Genomic DNA, 12,292 nt, shown 5'->3' on the forward strand with positions numbered 1-12,292 from the left:
CTTCCCCCCCCCCGCCCCTCTCCGCCCCCGCCGCGGGGGGGGGGGGCCGCCGGGGGGGGCGGGGGGGCCCCGGGGGGGGGGGGGGGGGGGGGGGCGGCCCCCCCCCCCCTCCCCGCCGCCGCGTCCGCAGCGCGGCCGGGGGCACACGGAACCCCCGGGCCGGTGACCGGTCCGGGGGGCGAGCGGGGGACGCGCGAGCGGCCGCGCCCGGCTCCGGCGGCGAGGCGCCCCGGGGGGCGCACCACCCGCCGGGACGGCGGGCGGCCTCAGCCCTGCTGCTTCTCCTGCTTGCGGGACTTGTCCAGCACCATCACCAGTCCGGCGATGACGAGGAAGAGCAGGATCGGCAGCCCGACGTAGAGACCCAGCGTCTCGCCGACGCTCAGGCCGGGGCCCGGGTCGTCGCCGTCGTCCCGCACGAGCGCGGCCGCGGGGGACGACATCAGCAGCATCATCAGCGTGGCCCCGGCCGTGAGGCCACCGGCACGCAGCACGTTCTTGTAGTCCACGGTGGACAACGTAGCGAACTCCTGCCGGCGCCGCGTGGGCGGGGTGGGCTCAGGACCGTCCCACGGACCGGGCCGGGGCCCCGCCGGCCGGGCCGCCCGCCGCGTGGAGGTGGCGGGCGAGGTCGGACATCAGGGCGTGCAGCCGGGGCGAGACGGCCAGGGTCTCCAGGGTCACGGGGCGGCCGTCGGCACCGGCGATCGGCAGCCGCCAGTTGGGGTACGCGTCGGAGGTGCCGGGCAGGTTCTGCGGGCGGCGGTCCCCGACGCAGTCGGGCAGCCAGACGCCGACCATGCGGGCCGGGGTGCGGCAGAGGAAGCGGTGCACGGCCCGGACCGCGGCCTCCTCGTCGTCGCGCGCGCCGCGGGGCAGCAGCCCCGCCCCGGTGAGGGTGTCCAGCCACTCGGCGACCTCGGCGGCCTCCTCGGCCTGTTCCTCCGCGAGGGGCCGGGTGAGCAGCCCCAGCCGGTGCCGGAGCTCCACGTGCTCGCCGGTCAGCCGGGCGGCCGTGCTCGGCAGGTCGTGGGTGGTGGCGGTGGCCAGGCAGGCGGAGCGCCAGCGTCCGGGAGGCAGCGGCCGGGGCCGGGCCGGCTCCGGGGGCGCCGTACGCGGTTCGCCGCCGTCCCCGCCGGTGTCCTTCCGGCGGGCCCCGCCGTTCGGGGCGCCGCTCCCTTTCCCGGCCGCACCCTCGCCGCCGTCCGTACCGCCCGCGGCGCCCGCGCCGTCCGCGGCGTCCGCGCCGTCCGCGCCGTCCGGGCCTTCGGCGGGCGGGGCCGTCTCCGCCGCCGCTCCGTCGTAGTCACGTTCGAACCAGAACACGGACGTGCCCAGCACCCCGCGTTCCGCCAGGGCGTCCCGCATCCCCGGTTCGACGGTGCCCAGGTCCTCCCCGACGACCACGGCGCCGGCCCGGTGCGCCTCCAGGGCGAGCACCCCGAGCATGGCCTCGATGTCGTAGCGGACGTAGGTGCCCTCGGTGGGGCGGCGGCCCTCGGGGACCCACCAGAGCCGGGAGAGCCCCATGACATGGTCGATGCGGAGCGCGCCGGCGTGCCGCAGCAGCCCGCGCAGCAGCTCCCGGTACGGGGCGTAGCCGGTGCGGGCGAGGGCGTCGGGGCGCCAGGGCGGCAGCCCCCAGTCCTGGCCGTGGGGGGTGAAGGCGTCGGGGGGCGCGCCGGTGGACATGCCGCCGGCGAAGATCTCCTGCCGCGCCCAGACGTCCGCGCCGGAGGGGTGGACGCCCACGGCCAGGTCGTGCACCAGCCCGACGGGCATTCCGGCGTCGAGGGCGGCGCGCTGCGCGGCGGCGAGCTGGCTGTCGGTGAGCCAGGCCAGCCAGCAGTGGAGGTCGACGCGGTCGAGGAGTTCGCGGCGGGCGCGGGCGGCGCGCGGGGAGCGCGGGTCGTCGAGGCCGGCGGGCCAGCTCCGCCAGTCGGGGCCGTGGACCTCGGCGAACGCGGACCAGGTGGCGTGGTCGTCGAGGGCCTGCCCCTGCTCGGCGAGGAAGGCGCAGTAGGCGGCGCGCCGGCCGGGGCCGAGCGGGACGGCGCGGACCAGTTCGAGGGCCTCGCGCTTGAGGCGCCACACCGCGTCGCGGTCGATCAGGGCGCCCCGGTGGAGCACCGCGTCACGCAGGGCGTCCGCGCGCCCGGCGAGGGCGGCGGCGCGCTCCCGGGCGGCGGGGCCGAGCTGCGTGAACTCGGGCACGTCCGGGACGCGGAGGTGCACCGGGTCGGGGAAGCGGCGGGAGGAGGGGCGGTACGGGGAGGGGTCCGTGGCGCCCGTGGGGCCGCCGGGCACGGCGGCGTGGAGCGGGTTGAGCTGGAGGAACCCGGTGCCCAGTTCCCGGCCGGACCAGGCCGCGAGTTCGGCGAGGTCACCGAGGTCGCCCATGCCCCAGGAGCGGGACGAGAGCAGGGAGTAGAGTTGGACCAGGAAGCCGTGGGTCCGCCCCGGCGGTTCGGGCATCCGCGGGGGCGCGACGACCAGCGTGGCCCGGCCGGACCGGCCGCCGGGCGCCTCCGCGTGGAGGGTGTGCGCGCCCGGCGGCGGGGCCGGGGAGCGGGCGGGCTCCCAGGCCAGACGTTCCCCGGTCTCGGTCGTGACGCGGAGGACCGTGCCCTCGGGGAGGGCGGCCAGGGCCGGCGGCTCGCGGTGCGCCGGCCCGTCCGCGCGGACCACGACGGTGGGCGGGAGGAGGCGTTCGCGTTCGGCGCGCCGGTGCCGTTCGAGGGCGGCCTCGACGGTCCGCGGGGTCGAGGCGTCGACCCCCAGCGCGGCCAGGACGGCGACGACGGTGTCCTCGGGAACCTGGAGCGTACGGCCCGGCGAGGGCGCGTACGAGGTCGCGACTCCGTGCACCGCTGCCAGCCGCGCCCGGTTCACTCAGACCTCCGACCACTCCGACTGGGCGGGGTAGCCGGTGGCCGTGGGCTCACTGGTCAGGGGAGGTTCGGTGGCGAACGCGGGTTCGCTGGTGAGCGCGGTGGCTTCGGGGAGGGGAGGTTCGCTGGTCAGCGGGGGTTCGAGGTACTCGCCGGAACTGGCGCCGTCCAGACCCGACTCGATGTCGGTCAGCCCGTCGAGGTCCAGCGGGTTGACCTGCACGGCCGGGTCGCCGGGTTTGGAGAGAAGCGGAGCGGAAATGGCCACCTGGGCCTCCGTAGGTCGGGGTCGGTCGACACAGCAGCCCTACCCCGCGGGAGCGCGGACAGGCCTCCGGACGAGAGGAACGTGACCCTCGTCACATTCCCCTCCCGGTAGTTGATTCAGCGGTCTGCGGGCGTTCTCGGCGCAGAGCTTGAAGTGAGAAGGGTAGTCACGACGGCGGATTTATCGCGAGCCCCGCCGGGGGCATCGTGGCGGACGCAACGAACGAATCAGGACGTAAGGGCGTATAAGCCACGCCCCTGGCGTCCCGTCCGGGGCGATCCGCACCAAGGGCCCCATCGGTCCCGGCGGGCACGGCGGTCCCGGCGGGGGCGCGCGTCACCAGACGCGCGGGCGCGCCCCCCAGCCCCACGGCCGGAGTTCCGGCGCGACCGCCGCCTCCACCTGGGCGGCCAGCGCCAGCAGCGGCCCCTCCGCCCCGTGGGCGGCGCCGAGCATCATCCCGACCGGCAGCCCGCCGTCCGTCCATCCGGCGGGGAGCGAGACGGCGGGCAGCCCGGCGATGTTCCAGGGCGCGGTGAAGGGGGTGAAGGCGGTCTGGGCGGCGAAGTCGGCCGCCGGGTCCGCGTCGTCGCGCAGGGCGCCCACGGGCACGGGGAGGCGGGCGAGCGTGGGCATGAGCACGGCGTCGTAGGGGGCGACCGCCGCCGCGAGCCGCCGGCCGGCCTTCTGCATGGCGTTCAGCGCCCGCGCGTACTCCACCCCGGTCGCGGCCCGGCCCCGCTCGCGCAGCCAACGCGTCAGCGGCAGCAGCGCGTCCTCCCGCTCCGCGGGGACCGGCGCCAGCGCGGCGAGCACCGACCAGACGGGGGTGAAGGCGTCCCGGTCGCCGGGGCGCAGCGGCTGCGCCACGTCGACCACCTCGTGCCCCAGCCCGGCCAGCAGCGCCGAGGTCCGCTCGTACACCGCGAGCACCTCGGGCTCGACGGTGACCCCGGGGACGTCCGGCTCGGCCCAGCGGGCGATCCGCAGCCGGCCGGGGGCCCGTTCGCACCAGCGGAGGAAGGAGGTGTCCGGGGCGGCGAGCGGGACCGGGTCGCCGGGCGCCGGGCCCGCCATCACGTCCAGCAGCGCGGCGGCGTCCCGTACGGTCCGGGCGAGCGGGCCGGCGGTCGGGAGCCCCGAGACGTCACCGGCGGGCGCCGTGCTCACCCGGCCCCGGCTGGGCTTGATCCCGACCAGCCCGCAGCAGCTCGCCGGGATACGGATGGAGCCACCGCCGTCGCTGCCCTGCGCCGCGGGGGCCAGCCCGGCGGCCACGGCCGCGGCCGCGCCGCCACTGGAGCCGCCCGCGCCGCGGGACGGGTCGTGCGGGCTGCGGGCCGGTGGGCCGACGCGGCTCTCGGTGTAGGCGGGCAGCCCGAATTCGGGGGTGTTGGTCTTGCCCAGCAGGACCGTGCCCGCCTCGCGGAGCCGCGTGACCACCGCCGGCTCACCGCCGGGCGGGCGCTCCGGGACGACGTGGCCGGCGAAGGCGGCCGAGCCGTAGGTGCAGCGGACGCCGGGCACCGGGTCGAGGTCCTTGACCGGCAGCGGGACGCCGAGCAGCGGCGGGAGCCCCGCCCCGGCCGCCGCTTCCCCGCCGCCGGAGGCACCGCGCGCGAGCAGGCCGGCGGCGCGGCGGGCGTCCGCCAGGGCCCGGTCCGCGGTGACGGTGAGATACGCGCCGACGGAGCCGTCCAGGCGCTCGATCCGCCGCAGGTAGTGCTCGGCCAGTTCGACGGGGGACAACTCCCCGGCACGGAGGGCAGCGGCCTGTTCCAGCATCGTCAACTCATGGGGTTCCGCCATCCGCCCACTCTAGGGATCGTCCCCCGGCTCTCCGGGGCGCGCCCGGCGCCGGGCAGGGCGGCGCCCTCGGGCCCGGGACGGGGTGCTGCTCGTCGCCGGGCCGCGGCGGCCCCGGGCACCCTGCGGAGCGGGGGCGCGTCCCTCCGCCCGGCGCGCACGGCTCCGGGTCCGCGCGCCGGTCCGCGCCCGATCCGGCCGCTCCCCCGGGCCCGGCCGTCCCCGCCCGGACCGGAAGCGTCCGTTCCCGGGTGCCGGGCCGGCCTTCCCCGGTGCCGGGCCCGGGCGCGCACGGGGCGGGCCGTGGCCGGTGCCGGGCCGGAGCGGCTCCCGGTGGACGGCCGGGGATCCGTCCGCACGGGTACCCCACCGGGGCACCCGCCGCGTCCGCGTCCAGGGCGGCCGGTGGGCCGCCCGGCCCGCGACGCTCGCGCTGCCGTGTCCCGGCCGGGGTCCCCCGGGGCACAAGTGAGCCCGGATCTAGGCCGATATGCCGTCGATCCGGGCCATGGCGTCGTCCGCGCCATAGGGTTGCAAGTAGGGCAACCACCGGGGGTCCCGGTGCCCGGTGCCGATGATGCGCCAGGCCAGCCCCGAGGGGGGCGCGGGTTGGTGGCGCAGGCGCCAGCCCAGCTCGGCGACGTGCCGGTCGGCCTTGACGTGGTTGCAGCGGCGGCAGGCGGCGACCACGTTCTCCCACGAGTGCTGGCCGCCCCGGCTGCGCGGGATGACGTGGTCGACGCTGGTGGCGGCGGCGCCGCAGTACGCGCAGCGGCCGCCGTCCCGGGCGAAGAGCGCCCGCCGGGTGAGCGGTACGGGGCCGCGGTAGGGCACCCGTACGAACCGCTTGAGCCGGACGACGCTGGGAGCGGGCATCACCCGCGTCGTGCTGTGCATCAGGGCGCCGGAGTCCTCCAGGCTGACGGCCTTGCCGTTGAGGACCAGCACGAGCGCGCGGCGGAGCGGTACGACGCCGAGCGGCTCGTACGACGCGTTGAGGACCAGGACGTGCGGCACGGTGCCTCCTTGTACGCCGGCGGCGCGTGGCTCGCGCCGGGACGATCTGCAGACAGTTTCCCCTCAGCGCAGGTGATGGCGCCACCAGTCCGGGAAACGCGGCGGAAGTGTTGTGAACCACACTCCGGTCCGGACCCGCGAAAACGGCTCCCTTCCGCGTAGTTCTCCGTGGAGAACGACGGGGGGTGTCACGCCGCCCCGATAAAATCTGTCCGGTCTGCGGGCCGGGGGCGTCCGCCACCGGCCGCCGGGTCCGTCACGGAGGGTTTCGCACTGTGTCGTGGTTCCTCGCCGCCGCCTCCCCCGCGGCGCCGACGCTGCGGGAGGCGCAGGACAACGCCTCCCAGGCCGCCGGATGGGTGGAGGAGAACTGGGCCGCCTGGCTCGCCGCCGGCCTGCGCATCCTGCTGATCGTCGCCATCGCGTTCGCCCTGCGCACCGTCGTCCGCCGGACCATCACCCAGTTCATCGCCCGGATGAACCGGGGCTCCCGGGCCACCGAGGGGCTGCCGCTGCGCGGGCTGCTGGTCAACGCCGAGCGGCGGCGCCAGCGCTCCGAGGCGATCGGTTCGGTGCTGCGCAGCGTCACCTCGTTCGTGATCCTCGGCACCGCCGCGCTGACGGTGCTGTCCGTGCTGAACATCAATCTGGCGCCGCTGCTGGCCAGCGCGGGTGTGGCGGGCATCGCGCTGGGCTTCGGCGCGCGCAACCTCGTCACGGACTTCCTCTCCGGGGTCTTCATGATCCTGGAGGACCAGTACGGCGTCGGGGACGTGATCGACGCGGGCGTGGCCACCGGTGAGGTGATCGAGGTGGGACTGCGCGTGACCAAACTCCGCGGCGACGAGGGCGAGATCTGGTACGTGCGCAACGGCGAGATCAAACGTATCGGCAACAAGAGCCAGGGCTGGGCCACCGCCGTGGTGGACGTCCAGCTCCGGCCCGACGAGGACCTGGAGAAGGCGCGCCGGGCCATCACCGAGGCCGGGGAACGGATGGCCGCCGGGGAGCCGTGGAGCGAGCGGCTGTGGGGCCCGGTCGAGGTGCTGGGCCTGGAGTCGGTGACGCTGGACTCGGTGGTGATCCGCACCCAGGCCAGGACCATGCCGGGCAAACGGCTGGGGGTGGAGCGGGAACTGCGCTGGCGGATCAAGCAGGCGTTCGACGACGCGGGCATCCGGATCGTGGGCGGGCAGCCCGAGCGGCAGCCGGAGGACCCCGGTCCCGACCCGCTGGCCACCGTGGCGCCCCCGTCGGCCCTGGCCGGCCCCTCGCCGCAGACGGAGCGCGCCTCGCCGCTGCCCCACCAGTCCACCGGGCCCACGGTGCCGAGTCAGCACACACCGAACCTGGCCAAGTAGCCGCCGGCCCCTGCTGCCCCGGCGCCCCCGGCCCCGGGCGGCGGGCGTGCGCCGGCCCCGGGCAGCGGGGATGCGCCGGACCCGGGCGGGGCAGCAACACCGGGAGCCGGCACCACGGCCGGCCGGGGAGGGGACGGACCATGCGACTCGCCGTCGTCGGCGGAGGATCCACCTACACACCGGAGCTGGCGGAGGGTTTCGCCCGGCTGCGCGACACGCTGCCGGTGGACGAACTGGTCCTGGTCGACCCGGACCGGGAACGGCTGGCCCTGGTCGGCGGCCTGGCCCGCCGGATCTTCGCCCGCCGGGGCCACCCCGGGCGGATCACCCTCACCGGTGATCTCGACGCCGGCGTCGAGGGGGCGGACGCCGTGCTGCTCCAGCTCCGCGTCGGCGGGCAGGCCGCCCGGCAGGAGGACGAGCGGTGGCCGCTGGAGTGCGGCTGCGTCGGCCAGGAGACCACCGGCGCCGGCGGCCTCGCCAAGGCGCTGCGGACCGTCCCCGTGGTGCTGGACATCGCCGAGCGGGTACGGCGGCGCAGCCCGCACGCCTGGATCGTGGACTTCACCAACCCGGTCTCCATCGTCACCCGCGCGCTGCTCACCGCCGGGCACCGGGCGGTGGGGCTGTGCAACGTGGCCATCGGCCTGCAACGGAGGTTCGCGGCCCTGCTGGGCACCGACCCGGCCGCGGTGTCCCTGGACCATGTGGGCCTCAACCATCTGACCTGGGTGCGCGGGGTACGGGTGGCCCCTTCCGGCGGGCCGGGGCCGGGCGGCGGCGAGGGCCAGGACCTGCTGCCGAAGCTGCTCGCGGAACACGGCGAGACCCTGGCGGACGCCGTCGGGCTGCCCCACGCGCTGCTGGCGCGCCTCGGTGCCGTCCCCTCCTACTACCTGCGCTACTACTACCGGCACGACGCGGTGGTGCGGGAGCAGCGGGAGAAGCCCTCCCGCGCTGCCGAGGTGGCCGGGATCGAGCGGGAGCTGCTGGAGCTGTACGCGGACCCGGCCCTGGACCACAAGCCGGAGCTGCTCTCCCGGCGCGGCGGCGCCTACTACTCGGAGGCGGCCGTCGCGCTCACGGCCGCCCTGCTCGGCCCGGCCGTGCCGCGCAGGGCGGCGCCCGGCGCGGTGACGGGCGGCGGGACGGACCGGTCCGGCGCGGACGGCACACCGGCCCCCGCCCGGGTGCAGGTCGTCAACACCTTCAACGAGGGCACGCTGCCGTTCCTGCCGGACGACGCCGTGATCGAGGTACCGGCCCAGGTCGGTCCCGGCGGCGCCCGCCCGCTCCCGGTGCGCCCGCTGGAGCCGCTGTACACGGGTCTGATCGCCCAGGTGGCGGCGTACGAGCGGCTGGCGCTGGACGCGGCGCTGCGGGGTGGGCGTGACCGCGTGTTCACGGCGCTCCTCGGCCACCCCCTGATCGGTCAGACCGACCGGGCCGAGCGGCTGACGGACGCGCTGATCGCGCACAACCGGGACCATCTGGCGTGGGCGTGACCGCGCGGCCGGGCGGCGGGGCCCGCCGGCCGGGAGCGGACGGACCGGCCGGCCGCGGGACGCCGCGGGCCGGGGAGCCACGGGAGGGCGCGCCGGCGCGGGACCGGGGGCCGCGGGACCCCGTGGCGCGGATCCGGGGGCCGCGGGACCCGGTGGCGCGGGACGAGGCGTCCCCGGCCCGGCCGGCGGGGGGCCGTCCGCCGGCCGCCGTCCTCGCGATCGACGCCGGGAACAGCAAGACCGACGCCGCCCTGGTCACGGCCGACGGGCGGGTGCTGGGTACCGGCCGGGCCGGCGGTTTCCAGCCCCCCGCCACCGGGGTCGAGGCCGCGGTGGACGTCCTCGCCCGCGCGGTCGCCGGGGCGGTGGAGGCGGCCGGGTTCACAGCGACGGCGGCCGGGTTCGCGGCGGCCGTGGCCGGAGAAGGGGCGGCCGGAACCGGCGAGCGCGCGCCGGGCCGCCCCGGGCCACCGGCGGCGCACGTCTCGGCCTGTCTGGCCAACGTCGATCTGCCCGTCGAGGAGGTCGCGGCGCGGACGGCCGTCGCGGCCCGCGGCTGGGGCCGGAGCACCGAGGTCGCCAACGACGTCTTCGCCCTCCTCCGCGCCGGTACGGACGAGCCGCGGGGCGTGGCGGTGGTGTGCGGGGCGGGCATCAACTGCGCCGGGACGGCCCCGGGCGCCCGCACGGCGCGCTTCCCCGCGCTCGGCGCGCTCTCCGGGGACCTGGGCGGTGGCCGGTGGCTCGCCGAGCAGGCCCTGTGGTTCGCCGTCCGGGCCGAGGACGGCCGGGGTGAGCCGACCGCCCTGGCGGACGCGGTGCCCGCGCACTTCGGGCACGGCGGGACGGCGGAGCTGGTCGAGGCCCTGCATCTGCGCCGGCTCGACCCGGGGCGCCTGCACGAACTGGTGCCCGTGCTCCTCGCGGTGGCCGCCGGTGGTGACGCGGTGGCCCGCGCGGTCGTGCACCGCCAGGCGGAGGAGATCGTCACGCTGGCCGTGGTCGCGCTGCGGCGGCTCGGTCTGCTCGCCGAGGAGACAACCGTGGTGCTGGGCGGCGGGGTGCTCGCGGCCCGCCACCCGGTGCTGCACGACCGGGTCACCGAGCTGCTCGCCGAGCGGGCGCCCAAGGCGGTGCCCCGGGTGGTGACCGCTCCCCCGGTGCTCGGTGCCGCCCTGCTGGGACTCGACCACCTCGCCGCGCCCCCCGCCGCCCACGCCCGGCTGCGCGCCCACTTCGCACCGGCCGCGGGGTGACCGCGGGGACTGCGGGGACTGCGGGGGACCGCGGGGACTGCGGGAAGCCCGCGGGGACTGCGGGAAGCCCGCGGGGACTGCGGGAAGCCCGCGGGGGCGAAGGCCGGGACCGGCGCGGCAGCCGTGCCGTCAGCCCGCCTCCGCACAGCCGATCGACGGGTGCCCCCTGCTCCGGACCTCCCCCAGGGCCGCCCGGCCCGCCGCGCCCCCGGCCCCACCTGCTCGTTCCGGCACCGGCCCGCGGTGCCGGAACACGCGGTGGGGCCCTGCTGGGGGCCACGACGCCGCGCAACGCGGGACGCGTCGCGGCGCGCACCACCGCGAAACGGCGCGCGCCTGGCAGGATCGGCACGGCGGGGCGCGTAAGGGCGGCAGGACCGGGGAGTATGACAGCGCACTGCGAAGGTGATCGGCGACGGGCGGCGCCACGGCGGCGTCCCCGCACACGGGAGAGGTGATCGATGGGGGACCCGGGATCCAGCCCCGGCTCCACGGACGAGCCTCGGAGTCCGGTCCTGGACGCCGACGAGGCGGACCGCGCGCTGGCACGGCTGCACGCGGAGCACGAGGCGATCGAGACCTCGCTGCTCGCCCTCCAGGACCACGCGGGCCGCCGGCTGCTGGAGGGCGCCGGACTGACCGGTGTCACCAAGAGCCGCTGGGCGGTCACCGAGGAGGTCATCGGCCGGCTGTGGACCTGTTTCGACGCCTGCACGGCCACCCTCGCCCGCGCCCGGCACCTGCGTGAACGCCGGCTCCGCCCCGGCCCCGGCGAACTGGCCGAGCTGACCGCGCTGTTGCGCGGCCCGGCCGTCCTCGTGCCGCCGTACGTGCCGGACCGGGGCCAGGAGGGGACGGACTCACCGGAACCCCAGGAGCCGGACGGGGCGCCTCCGGAGGACGCGGGCGGCGCGTCCCCGGCCGGTGAACGGATGACGCTCCGAGCCGCCGTCGAACGGCTGAACGCCGACTACGCGCGGGCGCTGGACGTGGTCGTGGCCGCCGAGGCGGTCTGGTCGGCGCTGCCGGCCCGGATCGACATGCTCGCCGCCGAACTCCGGCGCACGCGCTCCCTCGCCCGCTCCGTCGGCGTACGCCCCGGGGAGCATCCCGCGGGCGACCGCCTGGAGCGGATCACCGGCGAACTGACCGCGCTCCGCGCCGAGGTGGTCTCCGACCCCCTCGCCTACTGGACGCCCACGGGCGGCAGTTCGGCCCCCGGCGGCGGCCGGCCCGACACCACCCGCTACGACCGGGAGGCCCGCGCCCTGGAGGACGTCCGGCGCGAGATCGAGGCCGTGCTCGACGTACGGCAGGACGCGGAGCAGCGGCTCCACCGGTTGCGGGACGTCCTCTCCCGCGCCGACCGCACCCTCACCGAGGCCCGGACCGCGCGCGGCGAAGTGCTCGCCAAGATCGCCGCCTCGGAGGTGCCCGCCGTCAGCGGCCCGCCGACGGCCCTCCAGGAGCAGCTCACCGCCGCCGCCGGATACCGCCGCCACGGCCAGTGGCACCGCCTCTCACCCCTGCTGGACAGCCTCGAACAGCGCGCCGAGGAGGAGCTGGAGCGGGCACGCGAGTCGCTGACGGCGGTGACCGCGCCCCTCGCCGTCCGGGCGGAGCTGCGCGGCCGGCTCGACGGCTGCAAGGCGCGGCTCACCCGGCATGGCGTGACCGCTGACCCGCTGCTGACCGAGCGGTACGACGCGGCCCGCCGGCTGCTGTGGAGCGCGCCGTGCGATCTGCGCGCCGCGGAGCGCGCGGTGCTGCGGTACCAGCAGGCGGCGGCCGAGGCGCTGACGCCGGGCCCCCGGAGGCCGGCCGAATGAACGGATCCACCCCGCACCCCGGCGACCGGCACCCGCACGCGGACCGGCCCGGGCAGGGGTACGGATACGGGCCCGGAGCCGGGCACGGCGCGGCGGGCCACGGTGGTCACGGCCACCCCGGCGACGGACACCGGGAGCACGGGGCCGGAGAACACGGCGGGGAGCACGGAGCCGGAGAACACGGAACCGGGGAGCACGGAACCGGGGTGCACCCTGCGGGCCGGGCCTCTTCCGGCGGTCGCGGCCGCCCCGAGTACGGGAGCGGGCGGCACGGGCCCGGGGAGCACCCGGCGGATGCCGCCTCGTCTCCCGCCGTCCGGCCCGGCTCGCCTCCGCTCCCACCGGCCGCGGGACCGCCG

9 protein-coding genes are annotated in these 12,292 nt (G+C 77.9%); 4 read left to right on the forward strand and 5 right to left on the reverse strand.

All coding sequences use genetic code 11. The annotated features are described in order from the left end of the window. Positions 1-266: 266 nt before the first annotated feature. From HCK00_RS23340 to HCK00_RS23360, 5 genes are all read right to left on the reverse strand, one after another. Entirely contained in the window at positions 267-509 is a 243-nt protein-coding gene (locus HCK00_RS23340) for a hypothetical protein (protein WP_168104005.1), read from the reverse strand. A gap of 49 nt (positions 510-558) precedes the next feature. Continuing rightward, complete coding sequence (gene malQ / locus HCK00_RS23345) at positions 559-2,892, reverse strand: 4-alpha-glucanotransferase (RefSeq protein WP_168104006.1); 2,334 nt, start codon at positions 2,890-2,892, stop codon at positions 559-561. Beyond that, complete coding sequence (locus tag HCK00_RS23350) at positions 2,893-3,159, reverse strand: hypothetical protein (RefSeq protein ID WP_311765447.1); 267 nt, start codon at positions 3,157-3,159, stop codon at positions 2,893-2,895. Positions 3,160-3,495: 336 nt separating this feature from the next. Beyond that, positions 3,496-4,968: an amidase gene (locus HCK00_RS23355; RefSeq protein ID WP_168104007.1), complete on the reverse strand. Its 1,473-nt coding sequence runs from the start codon at positions 4,966-4,968 to the stop codon at positions 3,496-3,498. Positions 4,969-5,445: 477 nt separating this feature from the next. After that, a complete protein-coding gene (locus HCK00_RS23360) occupies positions 5,446-5,982 on the reverse strand; it encodes an HNH endonuclease (protein ID WP_168104008.1) in 537 nt (178 codons plus the stop codon). Positions 5,983-6,257: 275 nt separating this feature from the next. On the opposite strand from HCK00_RS23360, the gene HCK00_RS23365 reads away from it, so the two are divergent. The 4 genes from HCK00_RS23365 to HCK00_RS23380 all read left to right on the forward strand — a co-directional run bounded on the left by HCK00_RS23365 (position 6,258) and on the right by HCK00_RS23380 (position 11,933). Beyond that, the gene (locus HCK00_RS23365; RefSeq protein WP_168104009.1) at positions 6,258-7,343 is read left to right on the forward strand and encodes a mechanosensitive ion channel family protein; all 1,086 of its coding nucleotides are present in this window, start codon (positions 6,258-6,260) and stop codon (positions 7,341-7,343) included. Between the two features lie 140 nt (positions 7,344-7,483). Beyond that, positions 7,484-8,848 carry a 6-phospho-beta-glucosidase gene (locus tag HCK00_RS23370; protein WP_168104010.1) on the forward strand — a complete coding sequence of 455 codons (1,365 nt, stop codon included), beginning with the start codon at positions 7,484-7,486 and terminating at the stop codon, positions 8,846-8,848. A 152-nt stretch (positions 8,849-9,000) separates the two neighbouring features. Further along, positions 9,001-10,104, forward strand: coding sequence for an N-acetylglucosamine kinase (locus HCK00_RS23375; RefSeq protein ID WP_168104075.1), 1,104 nt, complete (start codon positions 9,001-9,003; stop codon positions 10,102-10,104). A 461-nt stretch (positions 10,105-10,565) separates the two neighbouring features. After that, positions 10,566-11,933: a hypothetical protein gene (locus HCK00_RS23380; RefSeq protein ID WP_168104011.1), complete on the forward strand. Its 1,368-nt coding sequence runs from the start codon at positions 10,566-10,568 to the stop codon at positions 11,931-11,933. Positions 11,934-12,292: the final 359 nt, after the last annotated feature.

The sequence above is a fragment of the Streptomyces zingiberis genome (assembly GCF_012034935.1).
Lineage (GTDB): Bacteria > Actinomycetota > Actinomycetes > Streptomycetales > Streptomycetaceae > Streptomyces > Streptomyces zingiberis.